This window comes from Polycladomyces subterraneus (genome assembly GCF_030433435.1).
GTDB classification, from domain to species: domain Bacteria; phylum Bacillota; class Bacilli; order Thermoactinomycetales; family JIR-001; genus Polycladomyces; species Polycladomyces subterraneus.
The window spans coordinates 20,121-44,948 of record NZ_JANRHH010000035.1; the positions used below are offsets into that span (position 1 = coordinate 20,121).

21 protein-coding genes and 1 riboswitch are annotated in these 24,828 nt (G+C 53.2%); of the genes, 12 read left to right on the top strand and 9 right to left on the bottom strand.

All coding sequences use genetic code 11. From position 1 onward, the window contains the following. Positions 1-105: 105 nt before the first annotated feature. Positions 106-1,269, bottom strand: coding sequence for a conserved virulence factor C family protein (locus NWF35_RS08590; RefSeq protein ID WP_301238647.1), 1,164 nt, complete (start codon positions 1,267-1,269; stop codon positions 106-108). A 188-nt stretch (positions 1,270-1,457) separates the two neighbouring features. Here NWF35_RS08590 and NWF35_RS08595 point away from each other — a divergent pair, with 188 nt between their 5' ends. The 3 genes from NWF35_RS08595 (at position 1,458) to srtD (ending at position 4,898) form a co-directional block, all read left to right on the top strand. Continuing rightward, complete coding sequence (locus NWF35_RS08595) at positions 1,458-3,356, top strand: tetratricopeptide repeat protein (protein WP_301238648.1); 1,899 nt, start codon at positions 1,458-1,460, stop codon at positions 3,354-3,356. Between the two features lie 114 nt (positions 3,357-3,470). Continuing rightward, positions 3,471-4,184, top strand: a complete 714-nt coding sequence (locus NWF35_RS08600) for a hypothetical protein (RefSeq protein WP_301238649.1) — start codon at positions 3,471-3,473, stop codon at positions 4,182-4,184. 9 nt (positions 4,185-4,193) lie between these two features. After that, on the top strand, positions 4,194-4,898 hold the full coding sequence (gene srtD / locus NWF35_RS08605; protein WP_301238740.1) for a class D sortase, LPxTATN-specific: 705 nt from the start codon (positions 4,194-4,196) through the stop codon (positions 4,896-4,898). A gap of 29 nt (positions 4,899-4,927) precedes the next feature. Here the strand turns inward: srtD and NWF35_RS08610 are convergent, their stop codons facing one another. Continuing rightward, positions 4,928-5,695 carry a ParB N-terminal domain-containing protein gene (locus NWF35_RS08610; RefSeq protein ID WP_301238650.1) on the bottom strand — a complete coding sequence of 256 codons (768 nt, stop codon included), beginning with the start codon at positions 5,693-5,695 and terminating at the stop codon, positions 4,928-4,930. After that, on the bottom strand, positions 5,661-6,164 hold the full coding sequence (locus tag NWF35_RS08615) for a type III PLP-dependent enzyme domain-containing protein (RefSeq protein WP_301238651.1): 504 nt from the start codon (positions 6,162-6,164) through the stop codon (positions 5,661-5,663). Before NWF35_RS08615 ends, NWF35_RS08610 begins: the two co-directional genes overlap by 35 nt. Positions 6,165-6,257: 93 nt before the next feature. On the opposite strand from NWF35_RS08615, the gene NWF35_RS16865 reads away from it, so the two are divergent. The 3 genes from NWF35_RS16865 to NWF35_RS08625 all read left to right on the top strand — a co-directional run bounded on the left by NWF35_RS16865 (position 6,258) and on the right by NWF35_RS08625 (position 8,540). Then, positions 6,258-6,536: an iron chelate uptake ABC transporter family permease subunit gene (locus NWF35_RS16865; RefSeq protein ID WP_363321583.1), complete on the top strand. Its 279-nt coding sequence runs from the start codon at positions 6,258-6,260 to the stop codon at positions 6,534-6,536. Next, complete coding sequence (locus tag NWF35_RS08620; protein WP_363321584.1) at positions 6,490-7,008, top strand: FecCD family ABC transporter permease; 519 nt, start codon at positions 6,490-6,492, stop codon at positions 7,006-7,008. Before NWF35_RS16865 ends, NWF35_RS08620 begins: the two co-directional genes overlap by 47 nt. 425 nt (positions 7,009-7,433) lie before the next feature. Beyond that, the gene (locus NWF35_RS08625) at positions 7,434-8,540 is read left to right on the top strand and encodes an aminotransferase class I/II-fold pyridoxal phosphate-dependent enzyme (protein ID WP_301238652.1); all 1,107 of its coding nucleotides are present in this window, start codon (positions 7,434-7,436) and stop codon (positions 8,538-8,540) included. Between the two features lie 61 nt (positions 8,541-8,601). Here the strand turns inward: NWF35_RS08625 and NWF35_RS08630 are convergent, their stop codons facing one another. Beyond that, positions 8,602-9,042 carry a BrxA/BrxB family bacilliredoxin gene (locus NWF35_RS08630; RefSeq protein WP_301238653.1) on the bottom strand — a complete coding sequence of 147 codons (441 nt, stop codon included), beginning with the start codon at positions 9,040-9,042 and terminating at the stop codon, positions 8,602-8,604. A gap of 130 nt (positions 9,043-9,172) precedes the next feature. Between NWF35_RS08630 and NWF35_RS08635 the strand changes: the two genes are divergently transcribed. Further along, entirely contained in the window at positions 9,173-9,925 is a 753-nt protein-coding gene (locus NWF35_RS08635) for an arylamine N-acetyltransferase family protein (protein WP_301238654.1), read from the top strand. Between the two features lie 124 nt (positions 9,926-10,049). Here the strand turns inward: NWF35_RS08635 and NWF35_RS08640 are convergent, their stop codons facing one another. Beyond that, positions 10,050-10,781, bottom strand: a complete 732-nt coding sequence (locus tag NWF35_RS08640; RefSeq protein WP_435873869.1) for an IclR family transcriptional regulator — start codon at positions 10,779-10,781, stop codon at positions 10,050-10,052. A gap of 230 nt (positions 10,782-11,011) precedes the next feature. Between NWF35_RS08640 and acnA the strand changes: the two genes are divergently transcribed. Beyond that, the gene (gene acnA / locus NWF35_RS08645; RefSeq protein WP_301238656.1) at positions 11,012-13,732 is read left to right on the top strand and encodes an aconitate hydratase AcnA; all 2,721 of its coding nucleotides are present in this window, start codon (positions 11,012-11,014) and stop codon (positions 13,730-13,732) included. A 170-nt stretch (positions 13,733-13,902) separates the two neighbouring features. Here the strand turns inward: acnA and NWF35_RS08650 are convergent, their stop codons facing one another. Together NWF35_RS08650 and NWF35_RS08655 are read right to left on the bottom strand one after the other, a co-directional pair. Continuing rightward, entirely contained in the window at positions 13,903-14,721 is an 819-nt protein-coding gene (locus tag NWF35_RS08650) for an ABC transporter ATP-binding protein (RefSeq protein WP_301238657.1), read from the bottom strand. A gap of 207 nt (positions 14,722-14,928) precedes the next feature. Then, positions 14,929-16,206 (bottom strand): MDR family MFS transporter, encoded by a 1,278-nt coding sequence (locus tag NWF35_RS08655; RefSeq protein WP_363321585.1) that lies wholly within the window; start codon positions 16,204-16,206, stop codon positions 14,929-14,931. A gap of 216 nt (positions 16,207-16,422) precedes the next feature. On the opposite strand from NWF35_RS08655, the gene NWF35_RS08660 reads away from it, so the two are divergent. The 4 genes from NWF35_RS08660 to NWF35_RS08675 all read left to right on the top strand — a co-directional run bounded on the left by NWF35_RS08660 (position 16,423) and on the right by NWF35_RS08675 (position 21,756). Continuing rightward, positions 16,423-16,680 (top strand): hypothetical protein, encoded by a 258-nt coding sequence (locus NWF35_RS08660; RefSeq protein ID WP_301238658.1) that lies wholly within the window; start codon positions 16,423-16,425, stop codon positions 16,678-16,680. Positions 16,681-16,731: 51 nt separating this feature from the next. Beyond that, positions 16,732-16,842, top strand: a riboswitch (TPP riboswitch). Between the two features lie 139 nt (positions 16,843-16,981). After that, positions 16,982-18,733: a phosphomethylpyrimidine synthase ThiC gene (gene thiC, locus NWF35_RS08665; protein WP_435873866.1), complete on the top strand. Its 1,752-nt coding sequence runs from the start codon at positions 16,982-16,984 to the stop codon at positions 18,731-18,733. 1,520 nt (positions 18,734-20,253) lie between these two features. Then, a complete protein-coding gene (locus tag NWF35_RS08670; protein ID WP_301238660.1) occupies positions 20,254-20,829 on the top strand; it encodes a methyltransferase family protein in 576 nt (191 codons plus the stop codon). 36 nt (positions 20,830-20,865) lie between these two features. Next, on the top strand, positions 20,866-21,756 hold the full coding sequence (locus NWF35_RS08675; protein WP_301238661.1) for a fructosamine kinase family protein: 891 nt from the start codon (positions 20,866-20,868) through the stop codon (positions 21,754-21,756). 101 nt (positions 21,757-21,857) lie between these two features. On the opposite strand, the gene aceA is transcribed toward NWF35_RS08675, so the two are convergent. Then, positions 21,858-23,138, bottom strand: a complete 1,281-nt coding sequence (gene aceA, locus NWF35_RS08680) for an isocitrate lyase (RefSeq protein ID WP_301238662.1) — start codon at positions 23,136-23,138, stop codon at positions 21,858-21,860. A gap of 25 nt (positions 23,139-23,163) precedes the next feature. After that, entirely contained in the window at positions 23,164-24,768 is a 1,605-nt protein-coding gene (aceB, locus tag NWF35_RS08685) for a malate synthase A (protein WP_301238663.1), read from the bottom strand. Positions 24,769-24,828: the final 60 nt, after the last annotated feature.

Sequence of the window (24,828 nt, forward strand, 5' to 3'; positions counted from 1 at the left end):
CGATAGCTTCGCCCAAGCCTATTTCTGTCTCGTTTCACGAGTTTTCGCCCGTATAGTAGTTTATGTGTCGGGCTGGTTTTTCCTGCTCACTCTATATAAAAATAATTAATCTCGGTCCTCTGATTCTCCACTCTTTTTTTCGATTGCTCGTGTCATCTGCTGCCACACGGTACCGCTCGCTTCTTCGCCTTTTTCGATACGCTCCAGCGCCATCCGCACTTGTAGACGCACCTCGAATTCGGGATCATTCTCTGCTTCACGCAAGGCCGGCAGTGCTGATTCGTCCCCCACTTCGTAGAGAAAACGGGCGGCCCGCCACCGCACTAGTTTATTGGGATCTTTGAGCGCTTCCGCCATCGGTCCGATCGCACGGGGATCACCGAGGTCGGACAAAGTATCGCCCGCGGTACGTCGAACGATGGGGGAGGGGTCTTTCAAGACTTTCAACAATAATGGCAATACATCGGCATCATCCACTTCCCCCAGATAGGCCACGGCCAACCTTCGAACGGATACATGGGGATCGGACAACGCCTTTTGCAATACGGATAATGCTTCCCGATCCGGTTGTTTCATGCGGGACAATGCGGCATATCGCGTTTCCCAATTAGGTTCGTCCAATCGGCGGGCCACTTCATCCGCATCCAATCGTTCCTCATGAACCGTTTCACCCGCCTGCAACCGGAACGCCTCCTCCACCATCCGGTTCAACCGGGTGGCATCATACGCCGCGGCGATTTCCTTCACTACTTCTTCCCCTACTCGGTTCACGTCTCCGTAACGAACCCCGCGCTCTTCCCATTTCCTTTCCATAATAATATTGGGAGAGGCCATTTTCAGCTTCATCGTCGCCTCCATGAAACGATCGGGCAGGCCGAACCGGGTTTCTTCCCCGTTTTTCACCACTTTTACCTGTATGGGGATGCCTCGGAACGTCTGAACGAACACCTGCACTTCGCCAAATCCGTCCTGTGTCGCTTCCTTCTGATCATCCGAGGTTTGAACATCCCCTTCACCGCCCAGCACTTCCCGAGCGGCAGACAGGATCGCCTGCCAATCCGCTTTGGGATGGCGTTCCAGCGCGATGAAGTCCGATACCTGAAACACACCCTTGACCCCCGGAATCTGCAACAGGCGGCGTATATACTCCGGTGCCCCCTCGACCTGTTCACGGGTGACGTTGATGCTCATCCCTTCAGGCAATCGCTCATCCATGTTTAATTTCATGGTGTTGGGACTTGGTGTGGGTTCGATCGAAATGATTTTCATCGGTTTTGTCCCCTTCCGTTCACATGATCGTCTGGACGTATTGTATCATATCCCTTTACATGCACTCCAACTGGGGAAGCCATGCAATAACGGATATATTCCCGTTCAAAGGCGTGATAAAATAAAAAAGGTTGATTCCAATACAGCAGGACAGGAGCAAACCGATTTGATCAAAGGAGTATGGACTGATGAGGAACGCACACAAGGGTGAATGGATTCGAAATACATATGAAGTGTTGCAAGTATTCCCCCTTCAACTGGGAACGCTGTTTTTCACCCGGTTCCACCCTGATCCGACAAATGCGGATGTCACCCAAACAGGTACTCGCTTTATTCTTGCCGTTCCGGCCGCTTCTCTGGCCGCACCCCTGACGGCGCTTTTGGAGCGGGACGGGTCCCGGTTCGTATCTGCGGAGGCTGTGTTTGTCGAAAAGGAGACACTGTACTGGGTGTATCGCCGCATGCCGGACACCTGGCTTGCGCATCGGCTGCTGTCCCGCCATCGTGTGCCGGAGAGAGAGATTCCCTTGCTGTTACAACAGGTGGCCCGGACGTGGATGCAGATTGAACGGAATGGAGAATGGACCTTTATCCATCCCGAGAACCTCTTCCTGGAAGACAGCGGACAGATACGCTTTCTATACGGTGGTCCCACTTGGCTGACACGCCCTCCCCTTTTCCCACCGGATGAAAGAGTTCGTCTGGGTTTGCTTGCGTATTCCCTTTTGACCGGTCGACGGATGCCATTAAACGTTCCAATGGAAACCATTCGTTCCCTGCCTGAAGATCCTGTTGTTCCAAATGTATGGCAGTCCTTTCTTCGTCGGATATGTCAAGCATCGTCAACAAATCTCCCTTCTTGGGACGAAACATTGGAACTGTTGGAGCAAACCACACGCACTCTCTCAAGGCCGGAAGCGCTGGGAAGGGAACATACCGCATCCGAACAGACCACCGGCACCGAAATTAAAGCATCCATTGTGTCTGAACGGACTGCCCCATCACCACATGTCCCAACCGCCTCCAGTCCTTGGTGGAAGCGCAGAGCCGTTCGTCTGGGTGCGGCCGCGATCGGCGGATTGATTCTACTAACCACTGCCGGATGGGGTATCACGCAAATGATCATGTCCAATACGGACTCTGCAGCACTGAGCCCGTCCCTATCCAAACAGGCGGCGATCTGGTACAACCAATCCTTGGCGGCGTATCAAGCGAAACAATACGAGCGGGCATTGGACTTGGGCAAAAAAGCATTGGCGGCCGATCCGAGCAAACAGGGATACTACCTGCATGTCGCTAAATTGTACCAAATTGAGGGAGACTTCCAAAACGGCGTGAAAGTGATGAAACAGGCGGTGAAACGCTTCCCACAAGACCCTGCCATGCAAGACGGTTTGGCCATGCAGGCGTATTATGCCAAGGATTTTATGGCTGCCAAAACCGCCAGCGACAAAGCTGTGCAAATGAACCCATCCAATCCAGCCTACTTCTATCACAACGGAAAGATTCTCGGTGCACTGGGAGATTTCGCTCATGCCTCGGAGATGTTGAAAAAAGCGATCGCCTTGGACAGTCGTCAACCTTACTATTACTATGACCTATCCGTATATCAATACCGGTTGGGACAAATCGATCCCGCCATCCAATCCGCCAAGACCGCATCCGGCATGGATGAGGATAATCCCCGTTACAAGTTGATGTTGGGCATCCTGTATCTAAAAAAGCGGGAACTTGCTAACGAAAATCCGTCGCTCTTGCCGGAAGAGAAAGAGGCGCAAAAACGAAAATGGGCACAAGAAGCGGTGAAAGTATTCGACCCTTTGATGAAGAAACAAGCACTGAATGAGGGAGGGTATTATTACGCGTCCGTCGCTTTCTACTACGCGGGGCGACTTTCCGAAGCGACAAACGCCATTCAGCAAGCATTGAAAGCGAACAGTCGAAATGCCTTGTATCACTACCATTACGGTGTCGTACTCGCCGCTTCAGGCAAGCGTAATGAAGCAATTTCCCAATTTCAACAGGCGGTCCGTTTGGAGCCGAATCATCCTTTATACAAAAAGGCACTCGACCAATTACAGAAGTGAATGACAACTTTTGACATGATTTTTAAAGTTGGGACTACCGATTTTCACTGATTATGCTAATATAGAAAAATAGGGAAGATGGGCAAAATTTGAATAAGGTGGGGAGTGGAACTGTTGCGGACGCTTATTTTGACATTGGCTCTCCTACTTGTCTCTTTCCCGGTCGCAAACGCCGCACCAGTCGACATCCATGTGGGTGTTGACCCGCAACCGATCACCGATGAAGTGAACCAGACTGCCGGCAATGTGACCGATTTGGTCCGTGACGTGGTCCCGCCGGTAGTAGAACCGCCGGTGGAAGAACCTCCGGTGGATCAACCGCCGGTGGACCAACCTCCGGTGGATCAACCGCCGGTGGATCAACCGCCGGTGGATGAACCTCCGGTGGATCAGCCACCTGTGGACCAACCTCCGGTGGATCAGCCGCCGGTGGATCAACCGCCGGTGGACCAACCTCCGGTGGATCAGCCGCCGGTGGATCAACCGCCGGTGGACCAACCTCCGGTGGATGAACAACCGGTGGATCAGCCGGGAAATGAACAGCCTGCAGAGCAACCGGCCTACCCAACACCGGTGGATCAACCGGTCAGTGGAGGGCAACATGACGGCGGACGTCAGGTGACGATGGACAAGCCTTCCTACAGCGCACCCACCGTTGTGCAACCGGAAGAAATCAAACAACAGTCGTTCTCAGGCGCTTCCGCACCGCAGCCGGAAGCCCAAGAACTGCCGAAAACGGCAACGCCGTACCCCAATCTGGCATTGGCGGGCGGATTGTTGCTCGTCTGCGGGGCAGTATTATATCGGTTCCGTCCGCAAAAAGGCTGATCGGCTTTGATGCGCAAGTTGGGGCTTCTGTTGATGGCTGTGGGTGCCTTACTGGTGTGCTGGAGCGGATACCAGTGGTGGAAGGAAAGCCGTACAGCGGTGTACGACCCGAAAACGGCGCTGGCGTATACGCCACGAACCCATCCCAACGATCCCGCGCTGTCCAGGGGGATCCCACCCTATCCTGCTCCCCGAACGGGAGAGACATTCGGGCAGTTGGTCATCCCTCGCATCGGTGCCATTTTGCCCATCGTGGAAGGGACCGATGAGGACCAGTTGGCCAAAGGAGTGGGACACCTTCGTGGCAGCGCCCTTCCGGGCGTCACCGGCAATGCGGTGCTGTCCGGGCATCGGGATACGGTTTTCCGCCGGATGGGTGAAGTGAAAAAAGGCGATTTGTTGGTGGTGAGAACCGAAGCGGGCACCTTTACCTATCGAGTGCAAAAGATGTGGGTAACCAAGCCCACGGACCTGTCGGTTCTCGCTTCTAAACCGACACCGACACTGACATTGACCACCTGCTATCCTTTCGGTTATATCGGAAGCGCACCAGATCGCTACATCGTAGAAGCAGTACTGATTCGGATCGATTCGAAAAAAAATAAAGCGGAATCCCATCTTCCCACTTTTCAAATCCGGGCCTTTGCGCCCGTTTTTTTGTGGAATTTGCCCGCGATGGGATTTCCGCGCTTTCTGCTGCTTCGCTCAAGTTGAACTAGGTCAGTAGTCGATCACTTCCACTATTACACCTCGCAATAATACACAGGCTCGTCATACAGACGCAAGGAGTCCGACCACTTTCGGCAAAGCTTTTCCCATTCATCCGAAATCACTTGTTGGGTCAACAAATGTAACGGAATGCGGAGGTTTAACAACCTACCGCTGACAACAAATCGGGTAACACCTGCCGGCATCACTTTTCCGCTCAAAACGATCTGTTCCAACTCTTCCAGCCTGCAAACTGGATAGCGAAGAACCACCTTCCCCTCACCCGGCAGTTGTCCACACCCTTGTGGCAAGCGCTGAACTATGCAATCCCTGCTGTAGGCACCCACCACCTCATGCCATAGATCGAGACGGGATAGGGCGTGAGTCCCCCCTTCCACCGGCAACAGGAAGAAACTCCGTCCATCCTGCTCCACCACTTCGGCCACGGAATTCGTCTCTTCAACCCGTTCCTCCCAACGCAGCCAAGGATGATGCCGCAAACGGTCCAACCACGAACCGACCGGCACCATATGCTCCCAGGATTCCAACATCACCTCTTCTTTTGTCACCACTTGCAACGGAATTCGGAGACACCCCAGTTTTTTCAGGGCACACGTGCGGTGTGCCCCGTAAATGATCAGGTACCGACCATCCCGCATCCGGATGCCGAGCGGCGGGTGTCGAAGAACCCCCTCACGCTTGATCCCTTCACAGATTCGGTGCAGTCGGGAAGGTTCATGGGCCTCATGCAGGCAGATTTGGTCCGTGTCAATCAACTGGAGTGTGGACAATAGATTCGCCATGTGTGGAATCACCTCCGTATGCCGCTTCGTTCCCCTTCTCTCCCAGATAGATGTGCTGCGGGTGTGGATGACTGAGAAAATCATGATGGGAAATCGCCCATCCATAAGCGCCCGCATGGGAAAAGAGAATCATATCTCCGATTCGCACGCGTGAAACGTACACGTCCCTCGCCAGTACATCCTTCGGTGTACACAGCTGCCCGACTACCGTAATGTGGGCATCGGTCAGCTCCTTTCTCGGAAACGGATAATCCCACTGCTCAACGGATAGAACGCGAAACGGGTGGTTGTGTTGCCAGGAAACAGGTAAGCGAAATTGATGTGTCCCCCCACGGACGATGACAAAATGCTTCCCATGATTTTTTTTGATATCCAGCACTTCCACCGCATAAAAACCGCAAGCGGCGGTCAAAAATCGGCCGCACTCAAAAAGGACGGTGACACCGGGCGGACAGTTGGTTGCCAACATGGAATCCAACCAGCTAACAAACAGATCCCAGTCGAATTGTTTTTCCAGCTCGGTATAATTGATCCGATCCCGCCGCCCGCATTCAGATAGGAAATGTCCAATATCACCCGTAATAGTCTGGCTTCTCCCGACTTGCTCGGCATCAGCGCCGGTGCCGGTTTGGGAGCAGTCATCCTGATTCTGCTGGCTCCGTCCTCCCCGCCGGGACTATTGCCCTTGTTCGCTTTTGCGGGTGGTCTATTAACCGCTGTGATCATCTATCTGCTGGCTTGGCAAAAAGGAGTGGAATCCACCACTGATCTTGATTGGAATTGCGGTATCCGCGGTGTGCTTGGCTGCCAGAGATGTCGTCGTATTGAAAGCTCCAGATGAACTGGATTCCGCATTGTTTTGGCTGACAGGCTCTGTTTGGGGAAAAGGATCGGAACAATTGTCGGGGGTATGGATCTGGGCCATCGCATTGCTGGGACTCGGGTGGTGGACAGCACGCCCTTTGAACGTACTGCAAATGGGGGACGAAACGGCGAAGGGACTGGGAATCCATTTGGAAAGAACCCGCCTTCTCATTACAGCCGTCGGTGTCGGATTGGCCGGTTGCGCTGTTTCGGTAGCCGGGAATATCGGGTTTGTAGGGTTGATCGCTCCTCATATGGCCCGATTGCTGGTTGGTTCCGATATGAGAAAAATATTACCCGCCTCCGCCATCCTCGGGGCTTTGTTGACGGTCGCCGCGGACACTGTGGGACGTGTATTGATCGCACCGTCAGAAATTCCGGCCAGGATCTTTACCTCCCTGATCGGATGCCCATATTTCCTCTGGCTGTTACGTCTGGAACGACGATAAGGTGTTATACTGCAAGCGTACCCTGAGCGTCTCAAATTCACATCTCCACGTCTGGCCTATCAATCGGGACGCAACGTCTCCCAGGATAGCGAATGACCAATCCATACCGAGCTTCGATTTGATAGCGCAGGCAGTCCTTCGTGGGCAATTTCCTTTTAAGCAAAGCGTACTTGCCCGCGTCCTGTGCTTCCCGGTTCGGAGCGCCTTGCTCATCCTCCCAAGAGGGCGCTGGTAGAGCGGATCCGGGAAGCGACCGGACCGACTCATCAGATACGATCGCGGCCACTTTGTCAGCAGTTTCGTGGGCACATCGTGCCCCTTCTTTTTTTCAGGGAACATTCCCCCTTGTTTTTGTGCTCAAACGTGTTAACATAGTGGGAAATCGCATATTCATCTGATTCTTTTAACAGGAGATGTCGAAAGTAATGAAACGCGTGCATCCACCTTTTACCCAGCTGATCAACCAGTTACCGGCCACAGTGCCGTTCGTCCCGCCCGAAGCGCTGGAGCGTCAAACGGGGCAACCCATCCGGTTGCGCCTCGGTGCCAACGAAAGCGACTTCGGAGTCTCACCCTTGGCGCAGGAAGCGATGCGCCGGGCGCTGGAGGAAGTATCCTGGTACGGGGATTCGGAAAACGATGCACTTCGCACAGCGTTGGCACACATCCACGGTGTTCGTAAAGAAGAGATCGTAATCGGCTCCGGCATTGATGATCTCCTTGAACTTGCGGTGCGCACCTTTGTCGAGCCGGGCGTTCCGGTCGTCACCTCGTTGGGCTCCTACCCCACCTTTCAATTCCATGTGACCGGATTCGGTGGACAGCTTCATTTCGTACCCTACCACGATTGGAAAAACGATTTGGAGGCTTTGGTGGAAAAAGCCCGCGAAGTGGATGCCCGACTGCTGTATCTGGCCAACCCGGACAATCCAACGGGCACTTGGCATTCAGCCGACGACGTGGCTCGCCTCATCGATGCACTGCCTCCGAGGTGCGTGCTGATCTTGGATGAAGCCTATATCGAATTCGCACCGCCATCTGCTCACCTGCCCATACAGGGCGATCATCCGCAAGTCATTCGTATGCGTACCTTTTCCAAAGCGTACGGTATGGCGGGGGCGCGAATCGGTTATGCCATTGCATGTGAAGAAACCATTTCCGCCTTCGACAAAGTGCGTCTGCATTTCGGCGTCAACCGAATTGCGCAAGCCGGTGCGTTGGCATCGCTCCAAGATCCCGATTTCGTCCGCGACGTTGTCAATGCCGTCAACAAAGGGAAAAAGGAGTACGAAGCAACGGCCGAAGAGCTGGGTTGGCGTGCCATTCCTTCTGCCACCAATTTCGTCGCCATCGACGTGGGGGACGCAGAACGCGCACGGTGCATCGTGGACGACTTGCTTCGAATCGGCGTATTCATCCGCACACCGGGTGTTCCCCCGCTGAATCGCTTAATCCGTATAACCGTGGGCAAGAAAGAGCATCGAGAGCAATTGTTGGAAGCGCTCAAAACAGTAGCCAACCGGGTTGACTGATCGAAAATAAACAAGCCCCGCAAGAAATCTTGCGGGGCTTGGGTGTGTATTCAATATTCGATCAGCAATACTTTTCAAAAGCAGCTTTGAGACTGGCGGCGATTTCTTCCAGGCTCCGGTTTTCGATCTGTTCCCGCGGAATCATGTGGACGATTTGGCCGTCCTTTAAAATGGCGAAGGACGGGGAAGACGGCGGATAGTCACCGAAATATTCCCGTGCCTTGGCGGTCGCTTCCCGATCTTGACCGGCAAACACGGTATACAGGTGGTCTGGCGTTTTTTCGTGCTTCAGCGCTTCGGCCACCGCAGGGCGAGCCAGTCCGGCCGCACATCCGCATACCGAGTTGACGACGACCAGCGTGGTGCCGTTTTTGGCTTCCCCTTCCAATGCTTCCACCACTTCTTCCGGCGTCCGCAATTCCCGAATGCCGAGACGGGTCAGTTCATCCCGCATCGGCTGAACCATCATTTGCAGTTGTTGAAAATAAAAATCCTGGGCCATCCTCAATCCCTCCTTATGGTTATTCTATCCCATCTTTTAACCAAACGTCCATAAACGTGACCAGCCACGGTTTTCCCCGCACATATGTGTGGTATAACGGAAATGAATCCGTTTGAAAAGGGGAAAAAGGATGGACGTACAAACGTACCTCTCCCGAATTGGGATCGTGGCAACCAGTCAACCCGACGTTTCCTTTCTGCGTCACTTGCAAAAACGCCATTTGCTCAGCGTTCCGTTTGAAAATCTGGACATCTCCCTGGGACGGCCGATTCGTCTGTTCCTTCCCGACATGTATGACAAATTGGTCAACCGGAGGCGGGGCGGCTTTTGTTACGAATTGAACGCGCTGTTCGATTGGCTCCTTCGTGAGTGCGGATATTCCACAACTTTGATCTCCGCCCGTGTTCGCAAGCCGGACGGCCGTTTCAATCCGGAGTTCGACCACTTGGCTTTGCTCGTTCATTTGGACCAGCCGTATTTAGTAGACGTGGGATTTGGGGACAGCTGCAGAGAACCGTTGCCTCTGGACGGTACGGAAGTGGAAGACATCAGCGGCAGGTACAGAGTAATAGCCGACGGGGAAAAGCCGGGAGGATATCTTTTTCAAAAAGAACTGGAAAACGAATGGTTGACCCAATATCAGTTCACGACCATCCCGCGCGAGCTGCACCAGTTTGCTTCGATGTGCGAATACCACCAAACTTCGCCGGAGTCGACGTTTACTCAAAAAACCGTGTGTACGATCGCCACGCCGACCGGTCGAATCACCCTCACAAAAGAACATTTGACCGTTACAAAAAACGGTCATCAACAGAAAGTCCCCATTGTATCCGAGGAACAATTTCATGATCAACTTCGGCGGCATTTTGACATCCACCTGTGACAATGAATCGGACGGTTTTTCCGGTTCTTTTGCCGTCATTGGCAAAAACGACAAGGTCGTGACCGGAAAATCCGTCCTTTTTCTATTGATCCCCATTGAGTGATCTTTTTATTCACTTACCGGATCATTTCCGCAACATTTTTCCCATCCGTTCAGCGGCAGCCGTGATCAGCGGAGCGAATTGCGTCATGCGATCCGGCGTCCATCGTCCCACCGGACCCGATACGGCCAAGGCTGCGACGATCCGACCCTCCCGGTTGAAGATCGGCACGGCAATTGCCGACGTACCGGCCTCTCGCTCCTCGACGCTTATGGCATAACCCGTCTTCCGAATCTCTTCTAATTGTTTCTGATATCGCTCACGATCCACTGTCGGCGGCCAATGGGGATCGGCCAACACTTCTTTCTGCACGATCGGATCGGCATAGGCGACCAACACTTTGCTGGAAGCGCCAACCGACAGCGGCATACGGGCACCGATCGGCGCTACCCGACGAATGGTCTGCCTGCTTTCCACCGCTTGTACCCGGATTCGCTCCAACCCGTCTCTTATGTACAAACTGACCGTTTCATCCACCTGGTCGCGTAACCGCTCCATCTCTGGCAAAAATAATACTGCGGGATCATCCGAGTGATCCATGTTGGCCGCCAGCTCCCACACGCGAAACCCCAATTTGTATTTTTCCGTATCGGGATTGCGGACCACAAAGCCCTTGCTCTCCAACGTGGCCAACAGACGGAATACTGTACTTTTGTTGATCGAGGTGCGATGGGCGATCTCGGTCAACCCCAGCTCCGGTTGATCCACAAAACACAACAGAATATCCAGGGCACGCTCCGCCGCACGCACCGTCATTTTTTTGTCCTCCGCCAAGGGCAAGCCCTCCGTGTTTCACGGTTTGAAAACGATTTTCCTTTTATTATACGTCGGAACTGATCACAAGAAAAGGGCGAGAGGATAAGCGATTAAGGGGTATACAATTCCGAAGCTCCATAGTATAATGATATCGAAAAAAGAAACTTGGTTTCATTAGATGAAACATAATGGCTTTTTTATTGCATATTCCATCAAAGGAGGGACTCAACATGCCCAACGACGTGTTTGGCGTGCGTTCCCAGCTCGAATCGGGCGGTAAATCGTACACATACTACCGCTTGCAAGGGCTGGAGGAACAAGGGCTGGGCAAGGTTTCCCGCCTGCCTTTCTCCATCAAAGTGTTGTTGGAAGCGGCCGTTCGTCAGTGTGACGGAAAAGCCGTGACAGAAGAGCATGTGAAACAATTGGCCCGGTGGGCGGAAGAACGTTCGGACAAAGAAGTAGCCTTCAAACCGGCCCGGATTGTGTTGCAGGACTTTACCGGCGTACCGGCCGTCGTTGACTTGGCCGCGCTTCGTTCCGCGATGAAACGGGTGGGTGGAGATCCGTCCCGAATCAATCCCTTGATCCCGGTGGATCTCGTGATCGACCACTCCGTCATGGTGGACAAATACGGCACCAAAGATGCCCTGGAATACAACATGAACGTGGAATTCGAACGGAACGAGGAACGCTACCGTCTGCTCCGCTGGGCGCAGGAAGCGTTTGACAACTTCCGTGCGGTTCCGCCGGCGACCGGGATTGTGCACCAAGTCAACCTGGAATACCTGGCAACGGTGGTGGCCACCCGCGAAGTGGATGGCCGTATTGAAGTGTTCCCGGATTCGCTTGTCGGTACCGACTCCCACACCACAATGATCAACGGTTTGGGCGTTGTCGGCTGGGGTGTTGGCGGCATCGAGGCGGAAGCGGGCATGTTGGGTCAACCGCTGTACTTCGTGACGCCTGAAGTGGTTGGCTTTAAGTTGACCGGCAAATTGCCGGAAGGCGCCACTGCGACCGACCTGGCCTTGACCGTGACCGAAATGCTGCGGAAAAAAGGCGTCGTCGGCAAATTCGTAGAATTCTACGGACCGGGACTGTCCAACATCAGCTTGGCCGACCGGGCAACCGTGGCCAACATGGCGCCGGAATACGGAGCGACGATGGGCTTCTTCCCGGTGGACGAAGAATCGCTCAACTATCTGCGCAACACCGGCCGCGACGAAAAGCTGGTCCAACTGGTGGAAGACTACTGCAAAGCGCAAGGCCTGTTCCGTACCGACGATACGCCGGACCCGATCTTCAGCGACACCATCGAACTGGATCTGTCCACAGTCGTTCCCAGCCTGGCCGGTCCGAAGCGTCCGCAAGACCGGATCGAATTGAAAGACATGAAAAAAGCCTGGAACGACACCTTGCGCAAACCGGTGGAAGAGCGCGGTTTCGGACTGTCCGAGGAGGAAATCGCCAAAAAAGCAGAAGTTACAGCGGACGGCGAATCCTTCACGTTGAAAAACGGTTCCGTCGTGATCGCTGCCATCACCAGCTGTACCAACACATCCAACCCGTCGGTGATGCTGGGTGCCGGCTTGGTGGCGAAAAAAGCGGTGGAAAAAGGATTGAAAGTGCCGGCCTATGTCAAAACCAGTCTGACGCCCGGTTCTAAGGTCGTCACCGACTACCTGAAAGAAGCGGGTCTGATCGAACCGTTGGCTCAACTCGGCTTTACCGTGGCCGGTTACGGATGCGCCACCTGTATCGGGAACAGCGGTCCGCTACCGGAAGCGGTGGCCAAAGCGATCGAAGAGAACGATCTGACCGTCGCTTCTGTTCTGAGCGGCAACCGGAACTTCGAAGGTCGGATTCACCCGCTGGTAAAAGCCAACTATCTCGCATCCCCGCCGCTGGTTATCGTCTACGCGCTTGCCGGTACAGTGGACATCGATCTGCTGAACGAACCGATCGGTTACGGCCACGACAATCAGCCGGTCTACCTGAAAGACATCTGGCCGAGCGCGCAGGAAATCCGCGACGTAATGAACCAAGCGATGAATCCGGAACAGTTCAAGAAGCAATACAGCCGTGTCTTCGACGCGAACGAACGGTGGAACAATCTAACCACGCCCAAAGGCGAACTGTACGATTGGGATCCCGAGTCCACGTACATTCAAGAACCGCCGTTCTTCGTCAACCTGTCCCCGGATGTGGAGCCGATTAAGGAAATCTGTGGCGCGCGGGCGTTGGCCGTATTGGGCGACTCTGTCACGACCGACCACATTTCTCCGGCCGGTGCGATCGCCCCGGACAGCCCGGCAGGCAAATACCTGCGTGAACACGGTGTGGAACCAAAAGACTTCAACTCGTACGGTTCCCGTCGCGGCAACGACCGCGTCATGACCCGCGGCACCTTTGCCAACATCCGCATCCGCAACCAAATGGTCCCGGGTACGGAAGGCGGTTACACCAAGTTCCTGCCGACCGGCGAAGTGATGCCCATTTACGACGCAGCTATGAAGTATAAGGAGCAAAACACGCCGCTGGTGGTTCTGGCCGGCAAGGAGTACGGCACTGGAAGCTCCCGCGACTGGGCGGCCAAAGGCACCAACCTGCTCGGTGTGAAAGCCGTCATCGCGGAAAGCTTCGAACGGATCCACCGGAGCAACTTGGTCGGCATGGGCGTGCTGCCGCTCCAGTTCGTCGAGGGTCAAAACGCCAAAACGCTGAACCTGACCGGCGAAGAAACCTTCGACATCATCGGTTTGAGCGACGACATGCAACCCAATCAAACGCTGAAAGTGCGTGCCACCAAAGCGGACGGAACCACGGTCGAATTCGACGTGATCTCCCGTCTGGACAGCGTGGTGGACATCGAATACTACCGCAACGGTGGTATTCTGCAAACGGTATTGCGTCAAATCCTGAACAACACCGAGGAAGTGAACGCCTGATTTCCTATTTCCCTGAACCCCTTTATGCGTGGTACTATGTGGTACCACGCTTTTTTGTTCAATAAAAAACTGTTCCCCTTCATCGGGGAACAGTGAGACTACAGAGAGTTCCGTTCGTATATGGTTCCGATCCGGTTTTCAGAAGAAGTTTCGTTACTTATTTTAATTTTTTATGAATGGCTTTGATTTAAATACTGAGAAAATATTTGCATCCAATCATACCACGCTTTTACCGTGCCCTGTGGCACACCGGCAGTCAGCCAGCGTTTTCGCCCATATCGCCGGCAGGAGCCCCCTTCCATCAGCAACAAATCCGATGCCCATTCGGCCAGGTCCATATCCTGGGTGGCCAACATCGTGATGCGATGTTTCGGTTGGCTTGCCAGCGCCTTCTCCAACAGCACCCTTCCCATCTCATCCAAACCGATTTCCGGTTCGTCCAGCAACCAGATCACCGGGTCGGACAACAGACTTTTCGCCAAAAAGAAACGTTTCAGTTCACCCGGCTTTAACTCATGGAGCGGGACGCGACGAACGGAACCAAGTCCCCATTGTGCGATCAGTTCCATGGCCCGCCTTTTGGGATTGGGTACCCGACGTGTTTGCGCCAGATACATCAGAGAATGTTCGACCGAAATGGTGTGATCCATTTTTCGAAGCGGCGGCACATAACCGATGCGCTGTTTCACCTGCGCCAGCATCGGATCATCTGCCATCGCCGCACCGGATTTTGACCACATGCAGAACGAGCCGTCATCGCTGCGATACGTCACGCTTCCGTCATCCGGTACCAACTGCATCGCCGTCAGGCGCAACAATGTGCTTTTGCCCGAACCTTTTGGACCCAGAACAGCGGTGATGCCGGGCCGAACGGTCGCGGAAAAATCGAGCAAACCAATCGAAGGCGTCGGTATCCGGGATGAGATACGACCTTTCTGCTTCGGCTTCATACGGAATATTTTACTGACATGGGACCACTCGATCCGCAACGGAACTCCATCCTTTCGATCCACATCTATTCCGAATGTCGTACTTTTCCGCTGGTTTTCATCATCTCGTGAATCCGTCACGCACCACAATTCGACATGTTCGCCAAAAAGTACGCGGAATCCTTTTTTCGACTACGACTTTCGTAGTAGCAAAAAGGGTGGTTCACTTGTACCTATATAGACGGAAGCCTCTTCAAGGATGTTTCACTAAACATGCAATTTTTCCTTCGTCACCGAAGAGGAGACAACCGATGTCTCGTGTGGAAACTGACGTGAGCGGTTTTGATAAACACGCATCCCCATCCAATAAAAGTAAATCGCACAGACCACCACCAACCCAATCACGGCAAATCCCCAGTGTCCGCCCAACCGCTGAACAAGCCCCCCGCCCAGAGACGGCCCCAAAAAAAATCCCAATCCCTGAAAGCCGTTGGCACCGAAGTATGTCCCCCGCAAATGATCGGGTGCCAGCCGATCGATGAACAAGCTGTTGGTGGGGAAGATCAGGATTTCCCCCACGGTCAGTATCACCATGCCGACGACAAACCAAGCCCCATGTTGCCCGACAGCGAAACAACCCATTCCGGCAGCGAACAGGAGCGTACCGATCAGCAGGCTTTGCAGAATGGGGCGTTTCTCAGTCCACCGGGTCAAGAGCATCTGTAAAATAACGACCAACCCGGCATTGATCGCCAACAGTATGGAAAACAACAATTCCCCATTTACCACGTTTTGCTTCAAGTACAACGAAAGCGTTGTTTCGATTTGGGCGTATCCGATATTGGCCAAGATCGCCCCGGCCAAAAAGAACCTCAATGCCGCATCGTTCCGCACCACCTGAAATGCGGCCCGCATCCCGACGCGTTCCCGCTTCGTATGTGCGACATGGGACGTCAAATCATGGCGGTAACGGTTCAACATCAACAACAAGAGCCACGCGTAAACGAAGTAGACGGATCCCGTGATCAGAAACGCTGTCTTTCCGGCCAGAATTCCCGTCACTGCGCCAATCAGAGGACCGATGACAGCTCCCAAGTTGATCGCCAGGTAACGAAATCCAAATACCCGGATTCTCCGTTCCGGAGGAGTGATATCTGCCATCAACGCTTGCGAAGTCGGCTCAAAGAAGGAACGGCACACACCGTTCAGCAGGTTGAGCAACATAAAAAGAACAATTTGTTCGGCAACGGCAAACCCTATGTACACCCCTGCCCATAGGAACATGGCCGTTACCATCACCGTACGCCTGCCGAACTGATCCGAAAGATTCCCGCCGATAAAGCCGCAAAGTGTCCCCGCCAAGGGTCCCAAGCCCACCGTCAGCCCCGCCAGCGCCGGATCTATCTCCGTATGTTGCGCGAGATAAATGGTCAAAAATGGCAGGCTCATAAACATAGCCGCCCGCGAAAAGATTGTTCCTCCCACCAAGACCCACACCAAGGGATGATATTGACTCCAACTCCTCCCCCAACCCCCCATGTCCATCCATCCCTCTTTCTTTCTCTCTGATCTTGATCTTCCACCCGCACCACATTTCTCCGCTTCCAAGAATTATACCTGATGAGTCTGAATTCGGGAATCCCTGTCTCGATTTCGTTTCAATCGTCTTTTCGATTTTGGGATAATCATTTTTTCCTGTGGCAGGCAATCCCATCATCTGCAAAGAATAGGATATAGGAGCTCATAGAGGGAGTGCTGGGGATGTTCGCACCGCTTGTCTTGTGCGTCTATTTTTTGATCGGTTATGCTTACTGGAGAAAGATGGAGGATGGGATCCAGGAGTGGATGTCAACCGGGGACGAGGGGACCGAATCCCTTGCCGAGGAGTATCAGCAAGTTGTCGACATGGTAGGAGAGAATAAAGCGTATTTTCTCTTTTCATTTGTCGTGACCGTCTTTTGGCTACCGTTGGAAATCACTATGCTCGTCAGAAGATGGATACGAGTCGAACATGATTGACTTCCGCATTGACCTCGTAGGTAACCTGTGTTAAGTTCAAGATAGGCAACTGCATATCAACGGGAGCTTGGAGAAGCCAGGCTGAGAGGGCGGGGAACTCTACCGCCGACCGTTTAACCTGATCTGGGTAATGCCAGCGTAGGGAACTGCATTCGATCCTTTGTTTTGAAGGGGAGAGGACTGTACGTTGGCGTATGGTCCTTTTTTTATACCCGTACGCGACGGAATCGGATGCACCTGAACCTGGGGACAGCTTGTGTTGATGTGTGGGTTGCAAAACCAACATCACAGGAGGTTCATGATGTCGAAAACTTTTACGTTCCCCAATAGCAAAAAGGTGTACATCCAAGGTTCTCGCCCGGACATTCGCGTCCCCATGCGGGAAATCACCCTTTCTCCCACGACGGGGCGGAACGGCGAAGAGGTACCAAACGAACCGGTTCGCGTCTATGACACGAGCGGGCCCTACACGGACCCGAATGTGGAAACCAACATTCGTAAAGGGCTTCCCCCCTTGCGCCGTCCCTGGATTTTAGAGCGGGGCGACGTGGAGGAGTATGAAGGCCGGGAAGTGAAACCGGTCGATGACGGCTATCGCTCCAAAGATCCGCTGGAAAACGAGGATTTGAAACGTCTGAAACGTCGCCCGCTCCGGGCGAAAAAAGGTAAAATCGTCACGCAGATGCATTATGCCAAAAAAGGCATCATCACCCCCGAGATGGAATTCGTTGCATTGCGGGAAAATGTGGACCCTGAGTTCGTCCGGCAGGAAGTGGCGGCAGGTCGGGCAATCATCCCGGCCAACATCAACCATCCAGAATCCGAGCCGATGATTATCGGGAAAAATTTTCATGTGAAGGTGAACGCCAACATCGGGAATTCGGCCGTGACCTCTTCCATCGAAGAAGAAGTGGAAAAAATGCGGTGGGCCACCCATTGGGGTGCCGATACGCTGATGGACTTGTCCACCGGGAAAAACATCCATACCACCCGTGAATGGATCATCCGCAACTGTCCGGTCCCGGTCGGAACCGTTCCGATTTATCAGGCGCTGGAAAAGGTGAACGGAAAACCGGAAGATCTCACGTGGGAGGTCTATCGCGACACCCTGATCGAACAGGCGGAACAAGGGGTGGACTACTTCACCATTCACGCCGGGGTGCTGTTGCGCTACATCCCGCTGACCGCCAACCGCGTCACCGGCATCGTCTCCCGCGGAGGATCGATCATGGCAGCCTGGTGTCTCGCCCATCACGAAGAGAACTTCCTGTACACGCATTTCCGTGAGATTTGCGAGATTCTAGCCGCGTACGACATCTCCGTCTCGCTCGGCGACGGATTGCGTCCGGGATCGATCGCCGACGCCAATGACGAAGCACAATTTGCCGAACTGAAAACCCTGGGCGAGCTGACCAAGATCGCGTGGGAATACGACGTTCAAGTGATGATCGAAGGCCCCGGTCACGTGCCGATGCACAAAATCAAAGAAAACGTGGACCTGCAGCAGAAAATCTGCCACGAGGCTCCGTTCTACACGCTAGGTCCGCTGACCACCGACATCGCGCCGGGATACGACCACATCACCTCGGCGATCGGCGCAGCCATGATCGGTTGGTTCGGCACAGCGATGTTGTGCTACGTTACACCGAAAGAGCATCTGGGCTTGCCCAACAAAGACGACGTGAAAGAAGGCGTCATCGCCTACAAGATCGCCGCCCACGCCGCCGATCTGGCCAAAGGGCATCCCGGCGCGCAGAAACGGGATGACGCCTTGTCCAAAGCGCGCTTCGAGTTCCGCTGGATTGACCAGTTCAATCTCTCGCTCGATCCGGAGCGGGCCATGGCCTTCCACGACGAAACGCTTCCGGCAGAACCGGCCAAAACGGCGCACTTCTGCTCGATGTGCGGTCCCAAGTTCTGCAGCATGCGCATCACGCAAGATATCCGCGAATACGCACAGGAAAAAGGATTGGACCTGGGAGCGGCCGCAGAAGAGGGCATGAAGGAAAAAGCGAAAGAGTTTCGTGAAACGGGTGCGGAAATCTATCGGTGATGAGCAGCTCCCGTCATATGTCATATTAGGAAGCTGTTTGGATATCGTGTCCAGAGTGAGTCACCCGCGGAAAAACGGCATAACGGAATGGCAAATGGTTAAAACACATTGTCAACAACTTGAGCTTCCGCCTCAATCTGGCGGGAGCTTTATTATATTTTCACATGTTTACAGGGATCGTTTAAGCTCTGCGTTCCAAATCGTCAGGAACTTTACGAAACTTGTTGCACTGGATCACCTGAGAGGAGAACCCAAATTGGAAAAGATCTGAAAGTCCATAGATCACCGGTGTAAACGGTTATGAATCCACCAATCAAAAAATCTACTTTTACCCTAGATAAAAAACCCATACAAGTCCTTTAGTAACCCAATAGGATAAAGAAAAAGATACAGGAGGATTACTTCGATGTTTTTCTATGACGAGGTTCCTTACCGATCACCGCCAAAAAAAAAAACGAAAATAAAAATTTGACACGTGTCAAGGTTCATGTGGATTTGAGTATCTTGGTGGAAATGTTAGAAAGACAAGAAGCTCAAATTCGTGCCTTACACGCTGAATTCAAAAGGTTACATCGTCAGAGAGAACTGTCTAGTCTATCAAAAACACTATGAGGTGATATAGTCGATTCGAATAAAGACTTAGATCTGAAAGATCAAGATTGGAAAGATCGCAGAATAAAAGATTACGATGATGACAATGACTACAGGAACAGAAATGTTAACGTTATAGACATTAATATCGATATTGATCTTGACAAAAAGCGTAATAACGAAAAATACAAATAAAGCCACAATAATGGAAACAATGACCCCAAAAACGCATTAAGATTTCTCCAACCTCCTGTATCTATTGGCCGCAATTAGCGGTCTTTTTTATTATAAGCAAAGATCAAACACTCCTAATATGAAATGGCAGGAATGTTCTTATTTCACATATTTCAAATCTGCCCAATCTACCGGATCACTTGGTTTCCAACAATCCGAAATCGGCCGTTAGGTTTTGATGATCCAATAGATATATCCGACCAACCAGACCCTAGAGGCTTATCTCGGTTTATCCCAACTAAGCTGTTGAAACAGATTGACCATGAAGAGGAGGAAAATCTTTCATCCATCTATGATAACGGCGATGTAGATTCACCCATTGAAGCAAGTCCGATTTCCATCGATTCGGAGCAGTAGGACAACCTCCTACTGCTTTTTTATCCCCATACAAACCACCCTTGGATACATCCCATATTTCTACTTTAATTTTCGTAATCCAATTCATCACTTTTCCAGTTGGGAACTCCTTTTACACAAGGGTGGATTGAAGATGTCCATTCATGGTTTAGGTATTGGGAATTTATTTATACTTTACTAATTTATTAATATAATATAGAGAAGACAATAATGATAAATCCCCCCTCCCCCGCGCCGTGTTGCCAATTAACGCTTTGCTCTTCATGATCCATCATCCAAATGTTTTCGTTCGTACGATGCGATACAATAAATAAAACAACATCAAGGAGAGGAAATCAATGGGATTGCCGTTGGTGCGCATGGCCCCCTGGATAGTTGGTGTCTTCTTCGGCTTCTGGTTGTTGTACGGATGGATGACATCGAGAGGAAATCAAAAAAGCCGTGAGTCATCGCCGGTTTTTTACCGGATTCATCTGTTGATCGTCACGTTGGCCATCACGGTCAGTGTGACACACCTTCCCGGCTGGTGGGGAGTCCGTCCGTTTTCACCCGCCAACTGGTCGTTGTGGACAGGATGGATTCTGCTGGTGTCGGGGATGATCTGGGCGGTATGGGCGCGTTTGCATCTCGGCAAACATTGGAGCTCCGCTGTTCAGTTGCGCGAATATCAGCAGATCGTGCAAACCGGGCCTTACCGCTGGGTCCGACATCCCATCTACACCGGCATCATCCTGATCTCCTTGGGATTGAACCTGATCAACCCGCAGTGGACAGGGTTTCTGGGGTGGATCCTTTTGGTCTCTTCTTATTGGGTGAAAAGTGGATTAGAAGAAAAGATGCTGGTTACACAATTCGGCGATGAATACCGGACATATCAACGGCGATCCCGTCGGCTCATTCCCTGGATTCTGTGAACCAACGGCAACGGTCGAAAAGAGAGGAGGTCAAATATGCACTCCCAAACGGACATGTCCACTTTGCATGAGGCGTTGCAAACCGTCGGTGAAATTCCTGATTCCATCGTATCCGTTCAACCGATTTCCGGGGGCAGTATCAGTCGTGCCTTTCAGGTTGAGACTTACAAGCATCTCTACTTTTTTAAATGGAAACAGGGTGCCCCCGACGGTTTTTTCCGTGCCGAACGGGACGGGCTTCGTTTGTTGGCCGATGCGGGCGCTCGTGTCCCTGAGGTGTACGCATTCCGTGATGGGCATGACGGTTGGATTTTGATGGAGTGGATTCCCGCATCGGGTGCGGGAGGCTCCTCCCGCCGCGTTGCCGAAGCATTGGGTAGAATGCTGGCCACGCTTCATTCTCATCGGAGGGAAGCGTACGGCTTGGATGCGGACAATTTCATCGGACCGCTCCCGCAAGCCAACGGTTGGATGGACAGCTGGACCAACTTTTACCGTGAGCGACGGTTGCTCCCACAGATCGAGCTGGCCGCCCGGCAACACCGCCTTCCCTCTACAAGGGCGAAACGATTAAACAGACTCTTGGATCGCCTAGAGGAATGGCTGGATGTCCCCGACATCCGTCCCGCATTGCTTCATGGTGATTTGTGGGGCGGCAACTGGATGACAGGAAAAGAAGGACTGCCTTGGCTGATCGACCCGGCGACATTTTACGGTCATCGGGAAGTGGACATGGCCATGACCGAGCTTTTCGGTGGCTTTCCATCGGCTTTTTACGAGTCCTACCAAGAGGTGTATCCACTGGAGCCGGGTTACGAGGAGCGAAAGCCACTTTACCAACTCTATTACTTGTTGGTGCATCTTAATTTGTTTGGTGAATCATACGGCCCTGATATCGACCGTATTTGCTTGCGGTACGTGGGATAATAAAAAAAGCCCTTTCGGCAGGCCATCCGGTGCCGAAAGGGAAAGTGGAAGAATTCCTTAGGAGGGGTTGACATTAGAGGCAAAGGACTCGTTCAAACCGATCAGGCAGTGAATTGCTCGGCTTCGGTCGATCCCGCCAGTGCCGTCGTCGAGGCGTTACCGCCGGAGATCACCATCGACACCTCGTCGAAGTAACCGGTCCCCACTTCACGCTGATGGCGCGTGGCCGTGTAACCGTATTTCTCGCTGGCAAACTCGGCCTGTTGCAATTCGGCGTAGGCCGTCATGCCATGGTCGCGGTATTTGCGTGCCAACTCAAACATGCTGTGGTTGAGCGTGTGGAACCCGGCCAGCGTAATGAATTGGAACTTGTAGCCCATTTCGCCCAACTCGTGTTGGAAACGGGCAATCGTGTCGTCGTCCAACTTTTTCTTCCAGTTGAACGAGGGCGAGCAGTTGTAGGCGAGCAATTTGCCCGGGAACTTCTCGTGAATCGCCTCGGCAAAGCGACGGGCTTCTTCCAGGTTAGGCTCGGACGTCTCACACCAGATCAAATCGGCGTACGGTGCATAGGCCAATCCGCGGGCGATCGCGGCGTCCAATCCGCCCTGCGTGCGGAAGAAGCCTTCCGGTGTCCGCTCGCCTGTGATAAATTCCCGATCGCGCGGATCGATATCGCTGGTGATCAATTGGGCAGCGTTGGCATCCGTCCGGGCGATCAGCACGGTGGGGACACCCATCACGTCAGCGGCGAGACGGGCGGCGACCAAATTGCGAATCGCCTGTTGCGTCGGCAGGAGCACTTTTCCGCCCAGGTGACCGCATTTCTTTTCGGAGGACAACTGATCCTCGAAGTGAACCCCTGCGGCCCCCGCTTCGATCATGCTTTTCATCAGCTCAAATACGTTGAGCGGACCGCCAAATCCCGCTTCTGCGTCGGCCACGATCGGAGCAAACCAATACGTGTCGGATTTTCCTTCCGCATGTTCGATTTGGTCAGCCCGTTGCAACGCCTGGTTGATCCGTTTCACCACATGCGGCACGCTGTTGGCCGGATACAGGCTTTGATCCGGGTACATCTGACCGGCCAGGTTGGCGTCCGCCGCCACTTGCCAGCCGCTCAGGTAGATCGCTTTTAATCCTGCCTTGACTTGTTGAACTGCTTGGTTCCCGGTCAACGCGCCTAAGGCCTTCACATGGTGCTCAGTATGGAGCAAATGCCACAGGCGTTCGGCGCCTTTGCGGGCCAACGTGTACTCGATTTGAATGGAACCACGCAGACGAAGGACGTCTTCCGGTTGATACGGACGTTCAATCCCTTTCCAACGCTCGTCGTTTTCCCATTCTTCCTTCAATTTTTTCACTTCGGCTTGATCGATCATACTGCAATCGTCCTTTCCCTATGATTTAGTCCAGATATTGATAGGCTGGCAGGGTGAGAAAATCGATTAACTCATCCTGTCGGGTCCACTCCATAAACAATTGGGCCGCCAGTTCATATCGTCCGTTTTGGAAAGTTTCTTCTCCCACTTGTTCCCGGATTTTAGCCAATTCTTCCTGTAACAACGTTTCTACCATCTCTATCGTCACCTTCCGCCCGTCATCAAGTACACCTTTGGGATGACGAATCCACTGCCATACCTGCGCTCGTGAAATTTCCGCGGTGGCGGCATCCTCCATCAGGTGGTTGATGGCCACAGCCCCATATCCTCTCAGCCATGCTTCCAGGTACTGTATCCCCACGGAAATGTTATTGCGCAAACCCTGTTCCGTGATGGCTCCTGTCGGCACTTCCAGCAAATCTTCCGCCGTCACTTTTACGTCATCACGCTGACGGTTCACTTGGTTGGCCGTCGACATCAACCGGTCAAACACTTCCATCGCCACCGGCACCAGTCCCGGGTGAGCCACCCACGTGCCGTCGTGTCCGTCGCGCGCTTCCCGCTCCTTGTCCTCGCGCACCTTTTGCAGCGCCCGCTCATTGGCTTCCGGGTCATTTTTCACCGGGATCTGCGCGGCCATCCCGCCGATCGCATGAGCCCCCCGCTTGTGGCAGGTTTTGATGGTCAGCTGGGTGTATGCCCGCATGAAAGGGACCGTCATCGTCACATCGCCCCGGTCGGGTAAAATGACTTCGGGGTGATTGCGCAGGGTTTTGATATAACTGAAAATATAGTCCCAGCGGCCACAGTTGAGACCAGCCGCGTGTTCCCGCAATTCGTATAGGATTTCATCCATCTCAAACGCGGCCAGAATCGTTTCGATCAATACCGTCGCCTTGATGGTGCCTCGCGGAATGCCCAACTGCTCCTGCGCATACACGAATACGTCGTTCCATAGCCGCGCTTCCAAATGACTCTCCATTTTGGGAAGGTAGAAATAGGGACCGGTTCCTCTCTCCATCAACGCCCGGGCATTGTGGAAAAAGTAGAGGCCGAAGTCGAATAGACTGGCCGACACCGGTTTTCCGTCCACCTTCATATGCTTTTCTACCAGATGCCAACCGCGCGGCCGTACGATCAGGGTGGCCGTTTTTTCCTTCAGTTTGTACGCTTTGCCTTCAGGCGTGACGAAATCGATCTGACGGCGGATCGCGTCCCGCAGGTGAATCTGGCCTCCCACCGTGTTTTCCCAAGTGGGCGAGTTGGCATCTTCAAAGTCGGCCATGAATACCTTCGCACCGGAATTGAGCGCGTTGATCACCATCTTACGGTCCCCTGCGGGTCCGGTGATTTCCACCCGACGATCCTGCAAATCCTCGGGCACGGGTGCGATCTTCCAGTCCCCTTTGCGGATCTCCTCCGTCTCCGGGAGAAACCCCGGCTTCTCGCCAGCATCAAACCGTTTTTGCCGCTCAGCTCGCCGCTGAAGCAGCTCGATTCGCCGCCTGCCGAATTTCCGTTCCAACCCGGCCACAAATGCCACTGCTTCCGGCGTCAGGATTTCCGCAAACGTCGGGGTAACCCGTTCCACCTCGACTCCTTCCGCATACTGTGTCGTCTGTGTCGGCACCGTTGTACCCCCTTTGCTGCATCCATCTGTATTGGTACAGATTTATGTTACGGTTGTTAT

Excerpts from the sequence above, each read along its gene's own strand:
- NWF35_RS08590 (WP_301238647.1), bottom strand. The coding sequence starts at position 1,269 with ATGAAAATCATTTCGATCGAACCCACACCAAGTCCCAACACCATGAAA.
- srtD (WP_301238740.1), top strand. The coding sequence starts at position 4,194 with ATGCGCAAGTTGGGGCTTCTGTTGATGGCTGTGGGTGCCTTACTGGTG.
- NWF35_RS08660 (WP_301238658.1), top strand. The coding sequence starts at position 16,423 with ATGTTCGCACCGCTTGTCTTGTGCGTCTATTTTTTGATCGGTTATGCT.
- NWF35_RS08610 (WP_301238650.1), bottom strand. The coding sequence starts at position 5,695 with ATGGCGAATCTATTGTCCACACTCCAGTTGATTGACACGGACCAAATC.
- NWF35_RS08655 (WP_363321585.1), bottom strand. The coding sequence starts at position 16,206 with ATGGACATGGGGGGTTGGGGGAGGAGTTGGAGTCAATATCATCCCTTG.
- acnA (WP_301238656.1), top strand. The coding sequence starts at position 11,012 with ATGCCCAACGACGTGTTTGGCGTGCGTTCCCAGCTCGAATCGGGCGGT.
- NWF35_RS08670 (WP_301238660.1), top strand. The coding sequence starts at position 20,254 with ATGGGATTGCCGTTGGTGCGCATGGCCCCCTGGATAGTTGGTGTCTTC.
- NWF35_RS16865 (WP_363321583.1), top strand. The coding sequence starts at position 6,258 with ATGTCCAATATCACCCGTAATAGTCTGGCTTCTCCCGACTTGCTCGGC.
- NWF35_RS08625 (WP_301238652.1), top strand. The coding sequence starts at position 7,434 with ATGAAACGCGTGCATCCACCTTTTACCCAGCTGATCAACCAGTTACCG.
- aceA (WP_301238662.1), bottom strand. The coding sequence starts at position 23,138 with ATGATCGATCAAGCCGAAGTGAAAAAATTGAAGGAAGAATGGGAAAAC.
- NWF35_RS08675 (WP_301238661.1), top strand. The coding sequence starts at position 20,866 with ATGCACTCCCAAACGGACATGTCCACTTTGCATGAGGCGTTGCAAACC.
- NWF35_RS08630 (WP_301238653.1), bottom strand. The coding sequence starts at position 9,042 with ATGGCCCAGGATTTTTATTTTCAACAACTGCAAATGATGGTTCAGCCG.
- NWF35_RS08635 (WP_301238654.1), top strand. The coding sequence starts at position 9,173 with ATGGACGTACAAACGTACCTCTCCCGAATTGGGATCGTGGCAACCAGT.
- NWF35_RS08595 (WP_301238648.1), top strand. The coding sequence starts at position 1,458 with ATGAGGAACGCACACAAGGGTGAATGGATTCGAAATACATATGAAGTG.
- NWF35_RS08615 (WP_301238651.1), bottom strand. The coding sequence starts at position 6,164 with ATGTTGGCAACCAACTGTCCGCCCGGTGTCACCGTCCTTTTTGAGTGC.
- NWF35_RS08640 (WP_435873869.1), bottom strand. The coding sequence starts at position 10,781 with ATGACGGTGCGTGCGGCGGAGCGTGCCCTGGATATTCTGTTGTGTTTT.
- thiC (WP_435873866.1), top strand. The coding sequence starts at position 16,982 with ATGTCGAAAACTTTTACGTTCCCCAATAGCAAAAAGGTGTACATCCAA.